General features: G+C 59.4%; 21 protein-coding genes and 1 pseudogene. 13 read left to right on the top strand and 9 right to left on the bottom strand.

The genetic code is table 11. From position 1 onward, the window contains the following. Positions 1-100 precede the first annotated feature (100 nt). Positions 101-937 carry a CvfB family protein gene (locus AC3ITA_RS07325; protein WP_489279884.1) on the bottom strand — a complete coding sequence of 279 codons (837 nt, stop codon included), beginning with the start codon at positions 935-937 and terminating at the stop codon, positions 101-103. Between the two features lie 351 nt (positions 938-1,288). Here AC3ITA_RS07325 and AC3ITA_RS07320 point away from each other — a divergent pair, with 351 nt between their 5' ends. The 3 genes from AC3ITA_RS07320 to AC3ITA_RS07310 all read left to right on the top strand — a co-directional run bounded on the left by AC3ITA_RS07320 (position 1,289) and on the right by AC3ITA_RS07310 (position 3,352). Then, complete coding sequence (locus tag AC3ITA_RS07320) at positions 1,289-1,477, top strand: hypothetical protein (RefSeq protein ID WP_015096330.1); 189 nt, start codon at positions 1,289-1,291, stop codon at positions 1,475-1,477. A gap of 205 nt (positions 1,478-1,682) precedes the next feature. Then, positions 1,683-2,405 (top strand): TorF family putative porin, encoded by a 723-nt coding sequence (locus tag AC3ITA_RS07315; protein ID WP_095944602.1) that lies wholly within the window; start codon positions 1,683-1,685, stop codon positions 2,403-2,405. A gap of 77 nt (positions 2,406-2,482) precedes the next feature. Beyond that, on the top strand, positions 2,483-3,352 hold the full coding sequence (locus AC3ITA_RS07310) for a DUF6279 family lipoprotein (RefSeq protein ID WP_489279883.1): 870 nt from the start codon (positions 2,483-2,485) through the stop codon (positions 3,350-3,352). A 60-nt stretch (positions 3,353-3,412) separates the two neighbouring features. Here the strand turns inward: AC3ITA_RS07310 and AC3ITA_RS07305 are convergent, their stop codons facing one another. Then, positions 3,413-3,805, bottom strand: a complete 393-nt coding sequence (locus AC3ITA_RS07305) for a transcriptional regulator (protein WP_095944604.1) — start codon at positions 3,803-3,805, stop codon at positions 3,413-3,415. Between the two features lie 194 nt (positions 3,806-3,999). Here AC3ITA_RS07305 and AC3ITA_RS07300 point away from each other — a divergent pair, with 194 nt between their 5' ends. After that, positions 4,000-4,734: a DUF899 domain-containing protein gene (locus tag AC3ITA_RS07300; protein WP_095944605.1), complete on the top strand. Its 735-nt coding sequence runs from the start codon at positions 4,000-4,002 to the stop codon at positions 4,732-4,734. Between the two features lie 176 nt (positions 4,735-4,910). Then, positions 4,911-5,189: a hypothetical protein gene (locus AC3ITA_RS07295; protein ID WP_095944606.1), complete on the top strand. Its 279-nt coding sequence runs from the start codon at positions 4,911-4,913 to the stop codon at positions 5,187-5,189. Positions 5,190-5,252: 63 nt separating this feature from the next. Here AC3ITA_RS07295 and AC3ITA_RS07290 read toward each other — a convergent pair whose 3' ends face one another. Further along, entirely contained in the window at positions 5,253-6,593 is a 1,341-nt protein-coding gene (locus tag AC3ITA_RS07290) for a DEAD/DEAH box helicase (protein WP_489279880.1), read from the bottom strand. A 191-nt stretch (positions 6,594-6,784) separates the two neighbouring features. Between AC3ITA_RS07290 and AC3ITA_RS07285 the strand changes: the two genes are divergently transcribed. Further along, a complete protein-coding gene (locus tag AC3ITA_RS07285) occupies positions 6,785-8,083 on the top strand; it encodes a mechanosensitive ion channel family protein (RefSeq protein ID WP_150673522.1) in 1,299 nt (432 codons plus the stop codon). A 127-nt stretch (positions 8,084-8,210) separates the two neighbouring features. Here the strand turns inward: AC3ITA_RS07285 and AC3ITA_RS07280 are convergent, their stop codons facing one another. Beyond that, positions 8,211-8,855, bottom strand: a complete 645-nt coding sequence (locus tag AC3ITA_RS07280) for a hydrolase (protein WP_095944608.1) — start codon at positions 8,853-8,855, stop codon at positions 8,211-8,213. Positions 8,856-9,013: 158 nt separating this feature from the next. On the opposite strand from AC3ITA_RS07280, the gene AC3ITA_RS07275 reads away from it, so the two are divergent. After that, positions 9,014-9,901: a LysR family transcriptional regulator gene (locus AC3ITA_RS07275; protein WP_095944609.1), complete on the top strand. Its 888-nt coding sequence runs from the start codon at positions 9,014-9,016 to the stop codon at positions 9,899-9,901. A 135-nt stretch (positions 9,902-10,036) separates the two neighbouring features. On the opposite strand, the gene AC3ITA_RS07270 is transcribed toward AC3ITA_RS07275, so the two are convergent. The 3 genes from AC3ITA_RS07270 to AC3ITA_RS07260 form a co-directional block, all read right to left on the bottom strand. Continuing rightward, positions 10,037-10,903 carry a carboxylate/amino acid/amine transporter gene (locus tag AC3ITA_RS07270; protein WP_489279877.1) on the bottom strand — a complete coding sequence of 289 codons (867 nt, stop codon included), beginning with the start codon at positions 10,901-10,903 and terminating at the stop codon, positions 10,037-10,039. A gap of 341 nt (positions 10,904-11,244) precedes the next feature. Further along, positions 11,245-11,844 carry an FMN-dependent NADH-azoreductase gene (locus AC3ITA_RS07265; RefSeq protein WP_095944611.1) on the bottom strand — a complete coding sequence of 200 codons (600 nt, stop codon included), beginning with the start codon at positions 11,842-11,844 and terminating at the stop codon, positions 11,245-11,247. A 232-nt stretch (positions 11,845-12,076) separates the two neighbouring features. Beyond that, a complete protein-coding gene (locus AC3ITA_RS07260) occupies positions 12,077-12,391 on the bottom strand; it encodes a 3-phosphoglycerate kinase (protein ID WP_095944612.1) in 315 nt (104 codons plus the stop codon). Positions 12,392-12,440: 49 nt separating this feature from the next. Here AC3ITA_RS07260 and AC3ITA_RS07255 point away from each other — a divergent pair, with 49 nt between their 5' ends. The 5 genes and pseudogenes from AC3ITA_RS07255 to aqpZ all read left to right on the top strand — a co-directional run bounded on the left by AC3ITA_RS07255 (position 12,441) and on the right by aqpZ (position 17,664). Then, a complete protein-coding gene (locus AC3ITA_RS07255; protein ID WP_007972479.1) occupies positions 12,441-13,364 on the top strand; it encodes a PA3225 family LysR-type transcriptional regulator in 924 nt (307 codons plus the stop codon). A gap of 14 nt (positions 13,365-13,378) precedes the next feature. Further along, positions 13,379-14,182, top strand: coding sequence for an alpha/beta fold hydrolase (locus tag AC3ITA_RS07250; protein ID WP_489279875.1), 804 nt, complete (start codon positions 13,379-13,381; stop codon positions 14,180-14,182). 3 nt (positions 14,183-14,185) lie between these two features. Next, positions 14,186-14,743 (top strand): peptidylprolyl isomerase, encoded by a 558-nt coding sequence (locus AC3ITA_RS07245; protein ID WP_095944614.1) that lies wholly within the window; start codon positions 14,186-14,188, stop codon positions 14,741-14,743. A 94-nt stretch (positions 14,744-14,837) separates the two neighbouring features. After that, entirely contained in the window at positions 14,838-16,670 is a 1,833-nt protein-coding gene (locus AC3ITA_RS07240) for an ABC transporter ATP-binding protein (RefSeq protein WP_095944615.1), read from the top strand. Between the two features lie 294 nt (positions 16,671-16,964). Then, positions 16,965-17,664 (top strand): annotated as a pseudogene (aqpZ, locus tag AC3ITA_RS07235) (aquaporin Z). Positions 17,665-17,675: 11 nt separating this feature from the next. Here the strand turns inward: aqpZ and AC3ITA_RS07230 are convergent. Next, a complete protein-coding gene (locus AC3ITA_RS07230) occupies positions 17,676-18,800 on the bottom strand; it encodes a GNAT family N-acetyltransferase (RefSeq protein WP_489279872.1) in 1,125 nt (374 codons plus the stop codon). A 280-nt stretch (positions 18,801-19,080) separates the two neighbouring features. Here AC3ITA_RS07230 and AC3ITA_RS07225 point away from each other — a divergent pair, with 280 nt between their 5' ends. Continuing rightward, positions 19,081-20,412 carry a putative porin gene (locus tag AC3ITA_RS07225; protein WP_489279871.1) on the top strand — a complete coding sequence of 444 codons (1,332 nt, stop codon included), beginning with the start codon at positions 19,081-19,083 and terminating at the stop codon, positions 20,410-20,412. 219 nt (positions 20,413-20,631) lie between these two features. On the opposite strand, the gene AC3ITA_RS07220 is transcribed toward AC3ITA_RS07225, so the two are convergent. After that, positions 20,632-21,753, bottom strand: a complete 1,122-nt coding sequence (locus tag AC3ITA_RS07220; protein WP_095944618.1) for a beta-ketoacyl-ACP synthase III — start codon at positions 21,751-21,753, stop codon at positions 20,632-20,634. Positions 21,754-21,795 lie beyond the last annotated feature (42 nt).

Genomic DNA, 21,795 nt, shown 5'->3' with positions numbered 1-21,795 from the left:
TCATATTGTCGATTATTGACCAGAAGACCAGAAAATGCCGCCTGCCAGAGACCTCTACTTCTCTGCCTGCGCCATCCTGGCCCTCTGTATTGTCAGCGCATCAACTGAGTTCAATGCGATCGGCATGAATGACAATCTGGCCATTCTTGTACAACGCACCGATGGCCTTCTTGAAGTTGCCCTTGCTGACACCGAACAGGCTGCTGATCAACGCCGGATCGCTCTTGTCGCTCACCGCCAGGCTGCCGTTGTTTTCGCGCAACTTGGCGAGGATCTTCGAGTTCAGGCTGGTGGCCGCGTCCTGGCCGACCGGCTGCAGGCTAAGGCTGATCTTGCCGTCGGCGCGAACTTCCTTGATGAAGCCCTTTTCTTCTTTACCGGCGCGCATGAACTTGAAGATTTCGTTCTTGTGGATCAGGCCCCAATGCTTGTTGTTGATGATGGCCTTGAAGCCCATGTCCGTGGCTTCGGCCACCAGCAGATCCACTTCCTGGCCCGCGGTGTAGTTGGCCGGGGTTTTGTCCAGGTAGCGGTCCAGGCGCGCGGTCGCGGTGATGCGACGGGTGTGCTTGTCGAGATAGACATGCACAACCACATACTCGCCCGCCGTCATCTGACGCTTCTCTTCGGAGAACGGCAGCAACAGGTCTTTCGGCAACCCCCAGTCCAGGAATACGCCGATGCTGTTGACTTCAACAACTTTCAAACTGGCGAATTCACCGACTTGAACTTTCGGTTTTTCAGTAGTTGCGATGAGTTTGTCATCGCTGTCCAGATAAATAAAAACGTTGAGCCAGTCTTCATCTTCGCTAGGAATATCTTTTGGAATATAACGATTAGGCAGAAGGATTTCGCCATCCGCGCCACCGTCCAGATATAAACCGAAGTTAGTGTGTTTAACCACTTGTAAACTGTTGTAACGCCCGACTAAAGCCATGTCCAATACCCTCATTGCGTGGGCGGCATTCTACCCGGTTTTAAGCGCCGCGTTCGGCAGCCGGCCCGGTGGCGCGAGAAAATCCTCTGAAACCCTTAATTTTCCCGGGGTTTCATACCGCGCCTGGCCGCTCGTCAGGCCGATCCGGGCATTTACGCCATGCCCAGGCAAGCGTGACGCGGTATTTTTTCAGGCAATGTTATTAGTTAAAACAGCGGCTTAGGTGCATATTTCGAATATTGGCCGGTGACTGGTTACCCCGCCCTCACGGATATACCGAGGGGATATTTGCCAAGCAATTATCTGGTAATTCCTGTACGATGCCTGGCCAAGTTAATTTTCTACAGGTTAATGGCCGCCATGCGCGTAAAAGCATCCACCAGCAAAGCAAAGCCAGCTCCAGCCGTCGAAACCAGCGAATCGATCAACAGCCAGATCGCTGCGTTCCTCAAGTCCGGCGGTGAAATCCAGCAAATTGCCAAAGGCGTCAGCGGCCAGACGTTCGGCCCGTCCAAGCAGATCACCCTGGGCAAAAAGTAATCCCCTCGCGTCACCTGGTCCCAAAGCGCTTTGAGCTTCGAAGCGCTTGGACTGGAACCCTCGATACTCCCGCGCCACTCCTTCAATTCTCTGTAAATCGACGAACGGCCTTCATTGCCGATCATTCGCCGGTATCCTTGCACACGTCTGGATCAAGCGTTTCAGCGGGCCCACCCGCCTGTCCTCGCTGTTCATGGAGTGACGCATGTTCAAACCTTTCTATCTATCGGCATTGCTCGGTGGCCTGCTGGCCTGCTCCGTGGCACACGCACAAATCTTTCAGCGTGAACTGGGTGCCTTCGACCTCAAGCTCGGCACCAGCCCCACCCGCAGCATGGCCCAGGGCCTGGTCAAGCCTTCGGCCGTCGGCTCGTTCCACGGCGGCCTGGACCTGAGCCACGACAGCGGTTTCTATGTGGGCCAATGGTCGCCCAGCATGGGCATCAGCCCGGGAAAAGACCTCGAAATCGATTCCTACATGGGTTTTAAACAACCCTTCGACCAAACCCTCGGCTACGAAGTGGGCCTGATCCGCTACAGCTACCCCGAAGTCACGACCCCTGCCAGCCAGGAACTGTTCGGCGGCCTGACCTTGCTCGGCAGCCGTTTCGGCATCGCCTTCAGCAATGACCCGGACAAGCAGAACAACACCCTGTTCGCTGACTTGAGCGGCAATCAACCGTTCGGTGTCGGCATCAGCCTGAAATACACCACCCACCAATTCAATACGCCAGTGGCGGTGGATGGCGGGTATGTAGGCAGCTTTACCGATTGGTCGCTGAAATTGTCCCGACCGTTCATGGGCATCGACCTCGACCTGATCTACAGTGACTCCAGCCTGAGCGGCAGCGGTTGCTCGGCCTATGCCGGGCACAACAACCAATGCGACGGGCTGGTGACGCTCAAGGCCGAACATGCGTTCTATTGATCGACTGAACTGCCGGACGCCTCCCGGGTTCACATGAGAATCAGACCCCGAAGACTGGCTTTCGCAAGGATTCGCCCATGTCCCGCTGGTTCAAACATATCGTCGTTGTGCTGAGCGTTTCCCTCGCCCTCGGCGCGTGCAGCCGCGTGGGCCTGGCCTACCGCAATCTCGATGTGATCATCCCGTGGACGCTCAGCGACTATCTGGACATGAACGGCGAGCAGAAAAGCTGGCTGGACGAACGCCTGAAGGAACACCTGAGCTGGCACTGCACCACCCAACTGCCCGGCTACCTCGACTGGCTGGACCGCCTGCAAGCCATGATCGCCACCAACCAGGTCACCGATGCCGCCTTGCAGGCCCGTGCCCGTGAAGCCGAACAGGCGATCGCCGAAACCGCGCGGGAAATCACCCCGTCAGCCATCGAGTTGCTGCAAGGGCTGGATGATAAACAGGTCGCCGAAATGAACGACGCCTTTGCCAAGGACCAGCGCAAACGCCAGCAGGAATACCTCAAACCTTCCCTCGACCAGCAGATCAAGGAACGCGGCGCGCGCATGGAGAAGCGCCTGAACGACTGGCTCGGGCCACTGAGCACTACCCAGCAACAGCGGGTAGCCACATGGTCCAACGCCCTGGGCGAGCAGAACACCCAGTGGCTTGCCAACCGGGTCCATTGGCAAAAGCAGTTCAGCGCGGCTATTGCGCAACGCCAGAGTCCGCAATTCCCACAACGCATCGAGACACTTCTGGTCAATCGCGAGAGCTTGTGGACGCCCGCCTATCGACAGGCCTTTGCCAACACCGAAGCCCAGGCACGTTCGCTGTTCGTGGATCTGATGGCCGAAAGCACGCCGAACCAGCGCGCACGATTGCTGAAGAAAATTGAAGGTGTGAGGAAGGACTTCAGCGACCTGAAGTGCCTGAAAGCAGCGAAACAAAGCTGAGGACAACGCAAGACCAATGTGGGAGCGAGCCTGCTCGCTCCCACAGGGGATCACACCACGTCAGGCAATCTGCGCCTTTGACGCCACCTCATCAAACGTTACTTCATTCAGCGCATCCTCCTGTTCGTCCAGCACCTGCCGCGGGTGATCATTGCCGGGAATACTGCTGTCGATCAGGCTCAACAAACGCGAACCCCGTGCCGTCAATATGTAATTGGTGCCCGTGCCACCTTCGTCTTCCGGTCGCGGCTCGATATAGCCACGCGCCAGCAGCAACTTTTCGTACTCGCCAGCCATCGTTTTCAAGTGATCAAGATTTTCAATCGGCTCGCCTTCCGCGGCCTTCTGCGCGGCATGCTGTTCGGCGTAGGGCCGCGGCGTGAAACTGTGGCCCGCACTGTTTTGCACTTCATGCAGCAAGCGCTCAATCAAGTCCCAGTTGTAAGTCGTCATCCTGATTCAGCCTCCGGTACCCGTTCGATTGATGCCCGTGCAATTGAACGGGCCTTACAGGTTGTGACCGGTACACCCGGCCGCCGTTCAGCCGGGCGTTTGCAGACGACCGACCGGCGGCATGTCGAATTTCATGCAAGCCAAACGACTAGGCTGTGTAGGTCACCTCCCCGCCCCACGCAGGAGAAAACAACATGAACATTCAGAACCATCCCGTCGTATCGCGGGAAGAATGGCTCGCCGCCCGCAAACAGCACCTGGCCCACGAGAAAGCCTTCACCAAGGAAAGAGACAGGCTCAGCGCCGAACGCCGCGCCCTGCCCTGGGTAAAAATCGACAAGGACTACCACTTCCAGGGCCCCGATGGCGAACTGAAACTGGCGGACCTGTTCGGGGGGCGCAGCCAGTTGGTCATCTACCACTTCATGTTCGCCGAGGGCTGGGACGAGGGCTGCCCCGGTTGCTCGTACCTGAGCGATCACATCGACGGCGCCAACCAGCACCTGGCCCACCATGACGTGGCCGTGGTGGCGGTTTCCCACGCACCGTTCGCTGAATTCCAGGCCTTCAAACGGCGCATGGGCTGGAAATTCGACTGGGTGTCTTCGGCAGGATGCGATTTCAACTACGACTTTGGCGTCTGTGCCCGAGCCGAAGAGGTCGCCGCCGGAAAGGCTACGTACAACTACGAAAAAACCGACGGCGCCGAGGAAGAACTCCCCGGTCTCAGCGTGTTTTATCGCAATGACGCCGGCGAAATCTTCCATACCTACTCCACCTATGCCCGGGGCCTGGACATGCTGGTCGGCGCCTACAACTACCTCGACCTGACGCCCAAGGGGCGCAACGAAGAAGAAATCATGGAGTGGGTCCGGCATCACGACAAATATGAGGAACAGGAGAAGTCGAGCTGCTGTCATGGTGGTTAGCCCCAGACAGCGAGGCGCGGCCTTCGCGGGCAAGCCACGCTCCCACAGTTCCTGTGGCGCTCACAAAACCTGTGTGCTTACCCGCGAAGGGGCCCCGGCAATCACAGACTGAACTTTCCCCAGGGGCCAACGCTCAACCGGTTAACCCGCCTTGACCGGAGCTGAGGCCCGCCCCCATGAAACCACTGCTGAAGACGCTCACTCTCGCCGCTGCCCTCACCTGCGCCCTGCCCGCCTGGGCCTGCACCCTTGATGAAGCCACCGCCAAGCGCGAACAACTGGCCCGGGAAGTGGCCAGGCTCACCGAGCAAAACCCGACCAAGGCCAAGGAGATCAACGACGAATTGCAGAAGATGGACTTGGGGACGGCGGCCAAGGACTTGCCGGATAAATGCCAGTTGATCGATCAACGCCTGAAGGAGTTGGAGTCCGCCGAGAAGAAAACCGAAGGCTGATAAACGCCAGGCATAAAAAAACCCGGACACTGTCCGGGTTTTTCACAGGCCATCTACAACGACTTACTCAGCCGCCGGCGCTTCCGGCTTGCGGCGCTTGAGCGGGGCCATGCCGTCCTTGCTGACCAGGGAATCGCTCTTGGGCCGGTTGGCGCTCTTGCGCTTGGTCGGGGTCTTGGCGGCAGTCTTCTTCTTGTCGCCCTTGGTGTCGGTCTTTTTCTTCTTCACGCCGACGGCCTTGCCCGAGGCCTTGACCTTTTTCGGTCCGCCGTAGGTGCCTTTGACTTCCTTGATGGTGCGGCGCTCGAAGCTCTGCTTGAGGTAGCGTTCGATGCTCGACATCAGGTTCCAGTCGCCGTGGCAGATCAGCGAAATGGCCAGGCCATCGTTACCGGCGCGACCGGTACGACCGATGCGGTGCACGTATTCGTCGCCGCTGCGCGGCATGTCGAAGTTGATCACCAGGTCCAGGCCGTCCACGTCCAGACCGCGAGCGGCAACGTCGGTGGCCACGAGGATTTTCACGCCGCCCTGCTTCAGACGGTCGATCGCCAGTTTGCGATCCTTCTGGTCTTTCTCGCCGTGCAGCACGAACGCTTTGTATTCCTGCGCCACCAGGCGGCCGTAGATACGGTCGGCCATGGCCCGGGTATTGGTGAAGACGATGGCCTTCTGGTAGGTCTCGTTGGCCAGCAGCCAGTTGACGATCTGTTCTTTGTGCTGGTTGTGGTCAGCGGTGATGATCTGCTGGCGGGTGGTGTCGTTCAACTGGCTGACCGCGTTGAGCTGCAAGTGCTCAGGGTTGTTCAGGACCTTGGCGATCATCTCGCGCAGGCCCGAACCACCGGTGGTGGCGGAGAACAGCATGGTCTGCTGACGGTTGGTGCATTCGTCCACCAGACGCTGAACGTCTTCGGCGAAGCCCATGTCGAGCATGCGGTCGGCTTCGTCGAGCACCAGTACTTCAACTTCTTTCAAGTCGAGGTTGCCGGCGTTCAACTGCTCAATCATCCGGCCCGGCGTACCGATCAGGATGTCCGGCACCTTGCGCAGCATCGCGGCCTGGACCTTGAAGTCTTCGCCGCCGGTGATCAGGCCGGACTTGATGAAAGTGAACTGCGAGAAGCGTTCAACTTCTTTCAAGGTCTGCTGGGCCAGTTCGCGGGTCGGCAGCAGGATCAGGGTCTTGATACTGACACGGATTTTCGCCGGGCCGATCAGACGGTTGAGGATCGGCAAAACGAATGCAGCGGTTTTGCCGCTGCCGGTTTGCGCCGTCACCCGCAGGTCACGCCCCTGGAGCGCCAGCGGGATGGCCGCGGCTTGCACAGGCGTTGGCTCGACAAATTTCAGCTCGGCCACGGCTTTGAGCAGGCGTTCGTGCAGGGCGAATTGGGAAAACACGGGTGCTACCTCGAAGAAATGCAAAAAAACAGCTGCATAGGGTAACGGTTTCGAACGCTCAGGCCGAGTTTCTTTATACAAATGACGGTAAACAGTTGGTTTTTTGTTGCCTGATTTTTCCCGAAACGTAATACAAAGCGTCTTAAATGCTCTAATCCCCTCTCGCGCCTTACAGAAGAATCGTTTCGACCATGGATATCAAACAGCTCTGGACCAACGTTCTGGACCTTTGGGGCGCTCTCGACCAGCACCCGCTCGTGCACTCCAGCCTGTCGCTGTTGCTGCTATTGGCAATTGCGCTGTTCCTCGGACGGGTGGCGCGCTACCTCATTCTGCACGCGGCAAAAATGCTCAGCCGCCAGCCGGCCCTGCACTGGGTCAATGATTTTCTACAGAACAAGGTGTTCCATCGCCTGGCGCAGATCACGCCTTCGCTGGTGATCCAGTTCGGCCTCAATCTGGTGCCGGACCTGAGCAAAACCAGCCTGAACTTCCTCGGCAACGTCGCCCTGTCCTTCACCTTCCTGTTTCTGTTGCTGGCGGTCAGCGCCCTGCTCAACGCCCTGCTGGACATCTACGCGCGCACCGAGCACGCCCGCACCCGGTCGATCAAAGGCTATGTGCAACTGGCGAAAATGGTGTTGTACGTGTTTGGCGCGATCATCATCGTCGCCACGCTGATCGACCGCTCGCCGCTGTTGCTGCTGTCGGGTCTGGGTGCCATGTCGGCGGTGATTCTGTTGGTCTACAAGGACACGTTGCTGTCGTTCGTAGCCAGCGTGCAGTTGACCAGCAACGACATGCTGCGGGTCGGCGACTGGATCGAGATGCCCCAGGTGGGCGCCGACGGCGATGTGGTGGACATCACGCTGCACACGGTCAAGGTGCAGAACTTCGACAAGACTATCGTCTCGATCCCGACCTGGCGCCTGATGTCCGAGTCGTTCAAGAACTGGCGCGGCATGCAGGCTTCCGGTGGCCGCCGGATCAAACGCAGCCTGTTCATCGACGCCAGCGGCGTACGCTTTCTACGCGACGACGAGGAGCAGAAGCTGTCCCAGGTGCACTTGCTCACCGACTACATGACCCGCAAACAGGCCGAACTCAAGGCCTGGAACGAAGCCCAGGGCAACGTCGCGGCGATGTCGGCCAACCGTCGGCGGATGACCAACATCGGTACTTTCCGCGCCTATGCGCTGGCCTACCTGAAGAGTCACCCGGGGATCCAGCCGAACATGACCTGCATGGTGCGTCAGATGCAGACCACGGCCCAGGGTATTCCGCTGGAAATCTATTGCTTCACCGGAACCACGGCGTGGGCCGATTACGAGCGGATCCAGGGGGATATTTTCGACTATCTGCTGGCGGTGCTGCCGGAGTTTGGGTTGAGTCTTTATCAGCAACCGAGCGGGTCGGATTTGCGTGCGGGGATATTGCCGGCGGTGTTGGGCGCTAGCTATCTTCCCGAAGCCGAAAAACACAGGGTGTGACACTACAAAAAACAAATGTGGGAGCGAGCCTGCTCGCGATGGCATTGGGTCATTCAACAATGATGTCGATTGACCCTCCCTCATCGCGAGCAGGCTCGCTCCCACAAGTGTCGCGATAATTTTTCGGTTACTTCACCTGCCGCTGCGGCGCCTTGTGCACCATGGTGTAGGCGTAATCCACGCCCATGCCGTACGCGCCGCTGTGTTCCAGCACCAGTTCCATCACCGCCTCGTAAGTGTCCTTGTGCGCCCAGTCACGCTGGTATTCGAGCAACACTTGTTGCCAGGTCACCGGCACCGCGCCGGCCTGAATCATCCTTTGCACCGACATGTCGTGGGCTTCCTTGCTGGTGCCGCCGGAGGCGTCGGTGACGATGTACACCTCGTAGCCTTCGGCCAGGGCTTCCAGTGCCGGGAAAGTCAGGCAGACCTCAGTCCACAGCGCGGCAATGATCAGCTTCTTGCGACCGGTGGCTTTCACCGCGTCGACCAATGCCTTGTCTTCCCAGGAGTTCATCGAAGTGCGCTCGATCGGCTTTTGATCCGGGTGTACAGCCAGCAATTCGGGCCAGATGTAACCGCTGAAGCTTTCAGTTTCGACCGAGGTATAGATGGTCGGCACGTCGAAGATCTTCGCCGCCTTGGCCAGGCCCACGGTGTTGTTCTTCAGGGTCTGGCGGTCGATGGACTGCACGCCGAAAGCCATTTGCGGCTGGTGGTCGATCAGGATCAGGGCGGAGTTGGTTGGGTTGAGCAGTTCACGAATAGACATGGCGCGTTCCTTTTGATGTCGATACTTCGAATGGGTAAGGGGTTAGTCGACTTTGCCTTCAGCGGCGTTGTTGTCGGCTTGGATGTCACTTTAGGGGCTGGCGATAAAAGGGACAATTACCTAAAATCGAGAATCATTGATTCCAAAACAGGGACAATATGGATCGTATCGAATGCATGCGCGCCTTCGTCGTCACGGTCGGCGAGAACGGCTTCGCCGCAGCTGCCCGGGCCATGGATGTACCGCGCTCGAAAGTCAGCAAACAGATTCAGGCATTGGAAGAAACCATCGGCGTGCAATTGCTGCAACGCACCACCCGAAGCCTGCACCTGACCGAGGCCGGGGCCGAGTATTTCGATGCGGCACGGGAGGTATTGGCGGCACTGGACGAGGCCGAGCAACGGGCCCGTGACGGCATCGGCGAGTTACGCGGTGTGTTGCGAGTCAATGCGCCGATGTCGTTCGGTCTTCGGCGGCTGGGGCCGTTGATTCCGCTGTTTCATGAACAGCACCCGAACATCGAGCTGCAACTGGTGCTCAGCGACCAGCAGGTCGATCCCGTGCGGGGCGGGTTTGACGTGACCATCCGCATCGCCAGCATGCCCGACTCGACGATGATCGCCCGGCAACTGGCTCCCGCGCCGCGCATCATGGTGGCGTCCCCGGCTTATCTCGAGCGCGCGGGCGTGCCACAGACTCCGCAGGATCTACGCGCCCATCAATGCCTGAACTACGGGTATCTGCAGAGCGGTGTCAGCCTGCAACTGTGCAATGGCAAGGAAACCCAGCGGGTGAACGTCACCGGCCCACTGCACGCCAACAACGGCGACCTGCTCGCCCAGGCGGCCGAAGCCGGCATGGGCATCGCCCTGCTGCCCGACTTCATCGTCGAGGATGCGCTGGCGGCCGGGCGGCTGGTGCCGGTGCTGTGCGAATGGCAGGCTCCGGCGATCACCATCAACGCGGTGTATTCGTCGGCGCGGCGGGTGCCGCAGAAGACCCGGGCGTTCATCGAGTTTCTGGTGGGACAATTGGCGCCGAAATGATTTTCGCAGATCACGCAATCCCTTGTAGGAGCGAGCCTGCTCGCGAAAGCGGTGGATCAGGCAACATCTTCGTCGACTGACACTCCGCCATCGCGAGCAGGCTCGCTCCCACAGAGGTATCGGGTCACCCAGGGTTCAGTGAACGGCCAAAGGCTTGCGTATACCCAACCGACTGATCCACACCGCCAGCAAAATCACCGAACCGCCGAGCAACAACCGCCCCAGTTCTTCATGCTGGTTCCAGATCAGCAGGTTGATCAGCAACCCCACCGGCACATGCAGGTTGTTCATCACCGCCAGCGTCCCGCCGTTGACCATGCACGCCCCCTTGTTCCACCAGTAGAGCCCCAAAGCGGTCGAGACCAGGCCGAGGAACAGCAGCACGCCCCATTGCAACGGCGCTTCGGGCAGGAAGTTCTGCTTGCCGAACAACAGAAACGCCGGCAACGCCACGGCCAGTGCGCCGAGGTAGAAGTAGCCGAAGCGCCGGTAATGCGGCAGATCACTCGGGTGGCGTGCGACCAGGTGTTTGTAGAGCACCTGCCCGGCGGCGTAGGTGAAGTTGGCCAGTTGCAGCAACAGGAAGCCCATGAAGAAGTCCGGGTTGATCCGGTCAAAGCGAATCACCGCCGCCCCGGCCACTGCCACCAGCGCCGCGACCAGGGCCCAGGGATTGAAGCGACGATTGAGCGCATCTTCGATCAGGGTCACGTGCAGCGGCGTGAGGATGGTGAACAGCAGCACTTCCGGCACCGTCAATACACGGAAGCTCAGGTACAGGCAGACGTACGTCACGCCGAACTGCAACGCGCCGATCAGCAGCATGCCGCGCATGAACGCCGGCTCAATCGAGCGCCAGCGGGTCAGCGGGATGAACACCAGCCCCGCCAGCAGTACGCGTACCAACACGGCGAAGTAACTGTCGACATGACCGGCCAGGTATTCGCCGATCAAACTGAAGGAAAACGCCTGGATCAGCGTGACAAAAAGTAGATAGCCCATGCTCGCCTCATTTCGAATGGCGGCGACGATAGCGGTTTTTGCTGCTGATCGCGAACGCTAAACCAACACAAAACCTGTGGGAGCGAGCCTGCTCGCGAAGACGGCGCGTCAGACGCATAGAGGCTGGATGTGCCGACGCTTTCGCGAGCAGGCTCGCTCCCACAGGGTTGCGTGGGTGTCTATAAAATCGCAGGCAAAAAAAAGCCCGATCTCGCTAAAGCGTTCAATCGGGCCAGAGCACTCAGGAGCAACAAGTGCGAAGGGAGGTCGATGCGCGTACAGGCTTGAAGGGTTGCGCCAGATCACTAGACCATCCAGCGATTATCTGGCGATTAAACGGCTCAGGCCACTTGCGAAAGCTTGGCGTTTGCCTGGTTCAGGCCTTTCTCCTGGAAGTCACCGCCCAGGTTCATGCCTTCGGCATGGATGAACGTCACGTCGTGGATACCGATGAAACCCATGACCTGCCGCAGGTACGGTTCCTGGTGATCGGCGGTGCTGCCGGCATAGATGCCGCCACGAGCCGTCAGCACATAGGCGCGTTTGCCGCTGAGCAAACCTTGCGGACCGGTTTCGGTGTATTTGAACGTCACGCCGGCACGCAGCACATGGTCGAGCCAGGCTTTCAGGGTGCTGGGGATCGCAAAGTTGTACATCGGCGCGGCCATGACCAATACATCGGCGGCGAGCAATTCATCGGTCAACTGGTTGGAGCGTTCCAGGGACGCCTGTTCGATGTCGCTGCGCTGCTCGGCGGGTTTCATCCAGCCACCCAGCAGGTTGCTGTCCAGGTGCGGCACCGGCTTGACGGCCAGGTCCCGGACGGTGATCTGGTCATTCGGGTGAGCGGCTTTCCACTGGTTGATGAAGGTCTGGGTCAGTTGGCGGGAAACCGAGTCTTGCTGACGGGCACTGCTTTCGATGATCAGAACGCGGGACATGGGATGTAGCCTCCATCTGAGAATGCGGTAGGTCGATGGAGTGAAGGTTAAACAGAGTCATATCGATGAAAAAGCGCAAATAACTGCTATAACCCATCAAGAAATTCGTTTATAAGCTCAGCATGCCCTACCTCTGTAGGAGCGAGCTTGCTCGCGAGGGTGTATCAGACGCAGTGGTGTCGATTGACCCACCGCATCGCGAGCAAGCTCGCTCCCACAGAAGAGCCAGGCGTCATTTCGGGGTGCAGGACAGCTCGATGCGCAGCTTGATGATGCTGCGGGTGAACTTGGCGGTGGCATTTTTGTGCTTGCCGGCCGGTACGTCGATCTTGCGGGTACGCGGTGCTTCCGGGCCATTGATGAAAACGGCCTTGCAGCTGGCATCGACGTCGCCGTAGTTGGCCACCTGAATGGAGCCGATGTCGCTATCCGTGTCGTAGGTCTGGTAATCGATTTTCATGCCGTTGAGGTCTTTTTTCACATCGATCGGGTAAGCCATCGCCGTCAGCGGCAGCAGCGCCAGCAGCACACAACAGAATTTTTTCATTCAGCAGCCTCCAATAAGGGCTGCCAGCTTAGGACAAGAGGAGCTCAACATGAAAGCGCCCCGCGTGACCCTTGATCAATGGCGAACGCTGCAGGCCGTGGTCGATCACGGTGGTTTCGCCCAGGCCGCCGAGGCGCTGCATCGCTCGCAATCGTCCGTCAGCTACACCGTGGCCCGCATGCAGGATCAACTCGGCGTGCCGTTGCTGCGCATCGACGGACGCAAAGCCGTGCTGACCGAAGCCGGCGGGGTGCTGTTGCGTCGCTCCCGACAACTGGTAAAACAGGCCAGCCAACTCGAAGACCTGGCCCATCACATGGAACAGGGCTGGGAAGCCGAAGTGCGCCTGGTGGTCGATGCCGCTTACCCAAGCGCCCGCCTCGTCCGCGCCTTGACCGCGTTCATGCCGCAAAGCCGTGGCTGCCGGGTGCGTCTGCGTGAGGAAGTGCTGTCGGGCGTGGAGGAAGTCCTGCTCGAAGGCGTGGCCGACCTGGCCATCACCGGTTTCAGTATTCCCGGTTACCTGGGCGCGGAATTGAGCGACGTCGAATTCGTCGCGGTCGCCCACCCGGAGCATCCCCTGCACCGCCTCAACCGCGAACTGAGCTTCCAGGACCTGGAAAGCCAGATGCAGGTGGTGATCCGCGACTCGGGCCGCCAGCAACCGCGGGATGTCGGCTGGCTCGGTGCCGAACAGCGCTGGACGGTCGGCAGCCTGGCCACCGCCGCGACCTTCGTCAGCAGCGGCCTGGGTTTTGCCTGGTTGCCCAGGCACTTGATCGAACGGGAGCTCAAGGAAGGTACGCTCAAGCTGCTACCGTTGGATCAGGGCGGTAGCCGTAACCCGAGCTTTTACCTGTATTCGAACAAGGACAAACCGCTGGGGCCGGCCACGCAGATTCTCATCGAACTGCTGCGCACGTTTGACACCGCCCCACTGGACGCACCGTTCGCCGCCCCCGAACAAGCCTGACACGGAGTGTATGCATGGCCTATTTCGAACACGAAGGTTGCAACCTGCACTATGAGGAATATGGCCACGGCACGCCGCTGCTGCTGGTCCACGGTCTGGGCTCCAGCACGCTGGACTGGGAAAAACAGATCCCGACACTGGCCACCCGCTACCGGGTGATTGTCCCGGATGTGCGCGGTCACGGTCGCTCGGACAAACCCCGGGAGCGCTACAGCATTGCCGGATTCAGCGCTGACCTGGTTGCACTGATCGAGCACCTCAATCTCGGTCCGGCACATTATGTCGGCCTGTCGATGGGTGGCATGATCGGCTTCCAGTTGGGCGTGGACCAGCCGAAACTGCTCAAGAGCCTGTGCATCGTCAACAGCGCGCCCGAGGTCAAACTGCGCAGCCGCGACGATTACTGGCAGTGGTTCAAGCGCTGGAGCCTGATGCGCGCCCTTAGCCTGGGCACCATCGGCAAGGCGCTGGGCGCCAAGTTGTTCCCGAAACCCGAGCAGGCCGACTTGCGACAAAAAATGGCCGAGCGCTGGGCAAAAAACGACAAACATGCTTATCTCGCCAGCTTCAATGCCATTGTCGGCTGGGGGGTTCAGGAACGACTTTCGAAGGTCACCTGTCCAACCCTCATCGTCAGTGCCGACCGGGACTACACACCGGTGGCGCTGAAGGAAAACTACGTAAAACTGCTGCCCGACGCGCGACTGGTGGTGATCGCCGATTCACGCCACGCCACGCCGCTGGACCAGCCGGAACACTTCAACCAAACACTGCTGGAGTTTCTGGCCGCAGTCGACACCACCACTCAGGATCACTGACCCATGCTGAAAAAAATCGCCCTCGCCGCAGGCTCCGTCCTGTTTGCCGCCAACCTGATGGCCGCGACGCCGGAAAAGGCACCGCATGTGCTGCTGGAAACCACCAACGGCCAGATCGAAATCGAACTGGACCCGGTCAAGGCCCCGATCAGTACCAGGAACTTCCTTGAGTACGTCGACAAAGGCTTCTACAACAACACGATTTTCCACCGGGTGATCCCGGGCTTCATGGTCCAGGGCGGCGGATTCACTCAACAGATGCAGCAAAAAGACACCAACGCTCCGATCAAGAACGAATCGAAAAACGGCCTGCATAACGTACGCGGGACCTTGTCCATGGCCCGTACCTCGGTGCCTGACTCGGCCACCAGCCAGTTCTTCATCAACGTCAAGGACAACGACTTCCTTGACCAGGGCGATGGCTACGCGGTGTTCGGCAAAGTGGTCAAAGGCATGGACGTGGTGGATATCATCGTCAACTCGCCAACCACCGTTCGTGGCGGCATGAAGGATGTGCCGGCCGACCCGGTGTTCATCAAGTCGGCCAAGCGCATCGACTGAGACTAAGCTGGACAAGGATGTCCGAGCCGTTGCCGGTGATTGCCGGCAACGCTCAAAACGTTAAAAGGAGAGCCCGTACGCGGGCGAACAACCCATGCTTTATCGCCGCTTTGAAAAACTGATCGATGTTTTCCGCGAAGCACCGACGGCGTCTCCGCCAGACCGTGTATTCCCTTTTTATACCTATTACCTCAAGCAGGTCTGGCCGAGCTTCGCCGCCCTACTGATCGTCGGCCTGATCGGTGCGTTGATCGAGGTGGCGCTGTTCAGCTACCTGAGCCGCATCATCGACCTGGCCCAAGGCACGCCGAACGTCAGCCTGTTCCAGGATCACGCCCTCGAACTGACCTGGATGGTAGTGGTTGCGCTGGTGCTGCGCCCGATTTTTGTCGGCCTGCATGACCTGCTGGTGCACCAGACCCTGAGCCCCAGCATGACCAGCATGATCCGCTGGCAGAATCACAGCTACGTGCTCAAGCAGAGCCTGAATTTCTTCCAGAACGACTTCGCCGGGCGCATCGCCCAACGCATCATGCAAACCGGCAACTCACTGCGCGATTCCGCCGTGCAAGCGGTGGATGCGTTGTGGCATGTGCTGATCTACGCCATCAGTTCCCTGGTACTGTTCGCCGAAGCCGACTGGCGCCTGATGATCCCGCTGCTGACCTGGATCTTCGCCTTCATCGGCGCCCTCTGTTACTTCGTGCCTCGGGTCAAGGATCGCTCGGTGGTGGCGTCCGATGCGCGCTCCAAACTCATGGGGCGGATTGTCGACGGCTACACCAACATCACCACCCTGAAGCTGTTCGCCCACACCAACTTCGAACAGCAATACGCCCGCGAAGCCATCAAGGAGCAGACCGAGAAGGCGCAACTGGCCGGCCGCGTGGTCACCAGCATGGACGTGGTCATCACCAGCATGAACGGCTTGCTGATCGTCTGCACCACCGGCCTGGCCCTGTGGTTGTGGACGCAGTCGTTGATCAGTGTGGGGGCGATTGCCCTGGCCACCGGTCTGGTGATCCGCATCGTCAACATGTCCGGCTGGATCATGTGGGTGGTCACCGGCATTTTCGAAAACATCGGCATGGTGCAGGACGGTCTGCAGACCATTTCGCAACCGGTCTCCGTTACCGACCGCGACCAGGCCAAACCCCTGGCGGTGGCACGTGGCGAAGTGCGCTTCGAACAGGTGGACTTCCACTACGGCAAGCGGAGCGGGATCATCGGTGACCTCAACCTGACCATCAAGGCCGGTGAAAAAATCGGCCTGATCGGCCCGTCCGGTGCCGGCAAATCGACTCTGGTGAACCTGCTGCTGCGCCTGTACGACGTCGAAGGCGGACGCATCCTGATCGACGGCCAGAACATCGCCGACGTCAGCCAGGAAAGCCTGCGCGAACGCATCGGGATGATCACCCAGGACACCTCGCTGCTGCACCGTTCGATCCGTGACAACCTGCTGTACGGCAAGCCCGACGCCACCGACGCCCAACTCTGGGAAGCGGTGCAAAAGGCCCGGGCCGACGGGTTCATTCCTACACTGTCGGACGCTGAAGGCCGCACCGGTTTCGATGCCCACGTCGGTGAGCGCGGGGTGAAGCTCTCCGGCGGCCAGCGCCAGCGCATCGCCATCGCCCGGGTACTGCTCAAGGACGCGCCGATCCTGATCATGGACGAGGCCACCTCGGCACTGGATTCGGAAGTCGAAGCGGCAATCCAGGAAAGTCTCGAAACCCTGATGCAGGGCAAAACCGTGATCGCTATCGCTCACCGCCTCTCGACCATCGCCCGGATGGACCGGCTGGTGGTGCTGGAAAACGGCAAGATCGCCGAAACCGGAACCCATGCCGAACTGCTCGCCCATGGCGGTTTGTATGCGCGGTTGTGGCAACACCAGACCGGTGGGTTTGTCGGGATCGATTGATCCCCTGAACAACACACTTCCCCTGTAGGAGCGAGCCTGCTCGCGATAGCGGTGCGTCAGACAACATCATTGTTGAATGATATTCCGTCATCGCGAGCAGGCTCCCACAGGGGTCCAGTGAAGCCGATCGATCACAGAAGACCGCCAGCCCAGCCAACAACGGGGCCTGGCGGTTTTTATGCCTGCTGGAATTCTGGAAAAACCATGCTGTACTGACTTCAACGTTCTAGAGGTGGTTCTGCAGTCCATCGGCTGGATGCTAAAGGCAGCATAATCTCGAAAGGACACGCTCTTATGTCTCTGTTAAAACGTTCGGCTACAGAGTTGGTAGGTACATTCTGGCTGGTGTTGGGTGGTTGCGGCAGTGCGGTGTTGGCGGCGGCTTTCCCGGAGGTGGGGATCGCGTCTGCTCGGAGTATCCTTCGCGTTTGGCCTGACCGTGCTGACCATGGCTTTCGCCATCGGCCATATTTCCGGCTGTCATCTCAACCCCGCGGTATCCCTCGGCCTGGTGGTGGGTGGGCGGTTTCCGGCCAAGGAATTGCCGGCCTACATCGTTGCCCAGGTCATTGGCGGCGTGATTGCAGCCGCCCTGCTGTACTTCATTGCCAGCGGCAAACCCGGTTTCGAACTGGCGGGAGGTCTTGCATCTAACGGCTATGGCGAACACTCGCCCGGCGGTTATTCGATGGCGTCAGGGTTTGTCACTGAACTGGTGATGACCGCGATGTTCATCCTGATCATCCTAGGCGCCACCGACAAACGTGCATCGGCAGGACTGGCCCCCATTGCCATTGGCCTGGGGCTGACGCTGATCCACCTGATCTCGATCCCGGTCACCAACACCTCGGTCAACCCGGCGCGCAGCACCGGCCCGGCGCTGATCGTCGGCGGCTGGGCGATTCAACAACTGTGGATGTTCTGGGTCGCACCGCTTCTCGGTGCAGTGGTCGGCGGCGTGCTGTATCGCTGGCTGGGCAAAGAAGAAAGCTGAAACGTTGAAGATCAGCCTTGTCGATAAGGCAAGGCTGACTTCGCATCCTCTGCATAAGCCAGCACCCCCAACCGTTCCTGCTCCAGGAAGTCTTTCACCGCAGCTTTCAATCCCGGATGCCGCAAGTAGTGCCAGGAATGGGTAATGACTGGCTCGAATCCACGAATCAGTTTGTGTTCACCCTGTGCTCCGGCATCAAAACGCTGGATACCGTTGGCAATGGCATAGTCCATACCCTGGTAGAAGCAGGTCTCGAAATGCAGGCGATCGAACTCCGCCAGGCATCCCCAATAGCGGCCATAAAAGCTGTCGCCCCCCACCAGACTGAACGCCATCGCCACCGGCCGTGAACCTTGCCTGGCCAGCACCACGCGAATCGACTCCGGCATGCGCTCGGCCAGCAGGCTGAAAAACTCCCGCGTCAGATACGGCGCCTGCCGGCGCACCGCGTAAGTATTGGCGTAACAGGCATAGACGAAATCCCATTGCGCCTCGCTCAGTTCCCGACCTTCGAACCACTCGAAATCGAAGCCCTGCCCGGCCACCTGCTCGCGCTCCTTGCGCATCTGTTTGCGCTTGCGCGAACTGAGTACATCGAGGAAATCCTGGAAATCCCGGTAGCCGCGATTCTGCCAGTGGTATTGACAGCCAACGCGCTGCAGCCAGCCGGGCTGCTCGCTCAATGCCGCGTCAGTGAACGGATCAGTGAAATTGATGTGGGCGCTGGAGAGCCCTTCAAGTTCAAGGTAGCCCGGCAGGCTTTTCAATAACTCGAAACCCTCTTCGACCGTGGCCGCCAACAGCCGCGGCCCGCTGACCGGACTGAACGGCACCGCGCTCAACAGTTTGGGGTAGTAGTCGATGCCGGCACGCTCACAGGCATCGGCCCAGGGGTGATCGAACACGTACTCGCCGTAGGAATGCCACTTGCGATAACCGGGCAGCGCGGCGATCAGTCGATCCCCTTCCATATGCAATAAATGCTCGGGCTGCCAGCCGGTATGGGGCCCGACGCTGCCGCTGTCTTCCAGCGCGCTCAAAAAGGCATGACGCAGAAAAGGCTGAGTCTGGGGCACCAGTGCGTCCCACGTCTGCGGGGCGATTTCTGACAGTTTTTGCAGGCGTTGCAACGGCATCACCATCCTCACTCTTCATGGCGTGAAAGCCCAGCGAGTATCGCCTATCGCTCTGCAATGCACACGGGCAAAACGACGACAGTGCTCTAACTCAATAGTTCACGACGACTTTGTATCGTCATCGACATGACATCACATTGCCACTGCCCTGTAATAAACCATCGCGATACTGGCGCCTGTTTTTAGAGCGCCGGGTTATACCCGGCCACTGTTTTCCGCCCCTTACGGTCGGTTGTGACCCGGATGGCTCTGTCATCCCCTCTCATCTTCGGAGATTGATATGCGTCTTGCTTCCACGAAAACTGCGGCGGCCTTGTGCGGTGGCCTGTTGCTGGCCATGAGTGTTCCGGCCAGTGCCGCAGTCGACGCCAAACTGCTCGACATGCTCAAGGCTAACGGCTCGATCACCAATGCGCAGTACAGCGAACTGCAAGCCGAGCTGGCCAGGGATCAGAAAGACCAGCAGATCGCCCGTCAGGCTCAACAAGAGACCAACGAGCAAATTGCAGCCACCGCGAAGAAAACCGATGCACTGAGCACTTTCGACCAGAAGCTGGCATGGGCCGCCAAGACCCAGTTCAAGGGTGACGTGCGCTTCCGCGAAGAAACCGTGCACAACGATGGCGTGCCGAACAACAAGGACCAGGACCGTCAGCGCATTCGTGCCCGCCTGGGTGCCTACAGCGAAATCAACCCGCAGGTCGACACCGGTATCCGTATCGCCACCGGCAGCAATGACGACGCTCGCTCGACCAACCAGGACCTGAACAACTACTTCGACAAGAAGCAGATCTGGCTGGACCAGGGTTACATCGACTACCACCCGGACGCGATCAAGAACCTGCACCTGGTTGGCGGCAAGATGCCGCAACAATGGGTGAGCATGGGCGACATCATCTGGGATAGCGACATCAACCCGGAAGGTCTGGCCGTCACCTACAAGTACCCGCTGAGCGGCAGCACCGAGCTGTTCGGTAGCGCCGGTCACTACACCCTCAAGGACAACGTCGACGGCGAAGGCGTGCAGTTCAAGCACGACCTGCGTCTGTACGCCGGCCAGTTGGGTGCGCGCTTCGCCATCACCGACAGCATGAAAATGACCTTGGGCGGCAGTCTCTACGCCTACGACAACGACGACAGCAGCGCTTGCCCTACCTCGGGTACCGTTACTGCGCCATGCGCACTGGCCGTCAACGGCAACAGCCCGGGCGAGCAGTTCAATCTGTACGAAGGTTTTGGTCAGCTGGACTTCAGCAACCTGCCGGTTCCGCTGTCGATCTACGGTCAGTACGTCAACAACACCGATGCCAGCAACGACCAGGACACTGGCTGGCTGGCCGGTGTGAAGTCCAAGCTCTACGGCTTCAACGTGGACTACAACTACCGCGACGTGCAACGTAACGCTGTGGTGGGTGCCTTCACCGACTCCGACTTCGCCAACGGCTTCACCGGTTCGCGCGGCAGCAAGCTGAAAGTGAGCTACGACCTGGACAAGAACTTTGCCCTGGGCGCGACCTACTTCATGGCGACCTCGGATCAGACCAACGCCAACATCAAGAAAACCGATTCGGACATCAACACCCTGCAACTGGATGCCGAAGCCAAGTTCTGATTCTCCCCGCTATACGACTCGGGCAGGGAAGCCCGGCCCCTTTTACAGCCTGGCGTTGGTGTGTCGGTCCCCACCATCCTCCGATGCATCAACGCCGGGCTGTTTGTTTTTGCCAACCCTCTCTTGTAGGAGCGAGCTTGCTCGCGATAAACCTGAATACGCCGCAGGGAGTCAGGTTTACCGCGTTATCGTTGACGACCATCGCGAGCAGGCTCGCTCCTACAGTTTGCGCAGCAACACACTACCAATCGAATAACCGGCACCGAACGAACTGAGCACGGCCAGCGAACCGGCGGCCAGATCGTCCTGGTTCTTGTGGAACGCAATCACGGAACCGGCGGAACTGGTATTGGCGTAGGTGTCGAGAATCACCGGCGCCTCTTGTTCGGTGGCGTCGCGACCGAGCAGTTTCTTCACGATCAAGTGGTTCATGCTGAGGTTGGCCTGGTGCAGCCAGAAGCGCTTCACGTCGCTGACGTTGAGCTGGTTCTCTTGCAGATGCGTTGCGACCAGCTCGGCCACCATCGGGCAAACGTCACGGAACACCTTGCGGCCTTCCTGCACGAACAGTTTGTCCCTGGCACCGATGCCCTCTTCCGCCGCGCGGTTGAGGAAGCCGAAGTTATTGCGGATGTTGTTGGAGAACTTGGTCAGCAGCTTGGTGCTGACGATGTCGAACTGGTACCTGGACGTCGCCAGGTCGGCACGCTCGATGATCACCGCAGTGGCGGCATCGCCGAAGATGAAGTGACTGTCGCGGTCACGGAAGTTCAGGTGGCCGGTGCAGACTTCCGGGTTGACCATCAGGACCGCCCGGGCCTGTCCCAGTTGCACGCTGTTGGCAGCAGTCTGGATGCCGAAGGTCGCCGAAGAACAAGCCACGTTCATGTCGAAACCGAAACCCTGGATGCCCAGCGCTTCCTGGACTTCGATGGCAATGGCCGGGTAGGCACGCTGCAGGTTGGAACAGGCGACGATCACGCCGTCGATGTCGGCTGCGGTCTTGCCGGCGCGCTGCAAGGCTTGTTCGGCGGCGCCGATGGCCATCTGGCAAAGCACCGACCACTCGTCGTTGGAACGCTCCGGCAGACGTGGAGCCATGCGTTGCGGGTCGAGGATGCCTTCCTTGTCCATGACAAAGCGGCTCTTGATGCCGGAAGCTTTCTCGATGAAGGCTGCGCTGGATTCGGTCAATGCTTCGACTTCACCGCGCGCAATGGCGTCAGCGTTGTCGGCGTTGAATTGCGCCACATAAGTATTGAAAGACTGCACCAGCTCTTCGTTGGAAATGCTGTTGGCCGGGGTGTACAGGCCGGTGCCGCTGATGACGACGTTATGCATGGTCGTGTCTCTAATCTGTTCAGGCAGAAAGCATTGGCACCG

This window comes from Pseudomonas sp. GL_090, from assembly GCF_057837765.1.
This window is presented reverse-complemented; position numbering and strand designations above follow the sequence as displayed.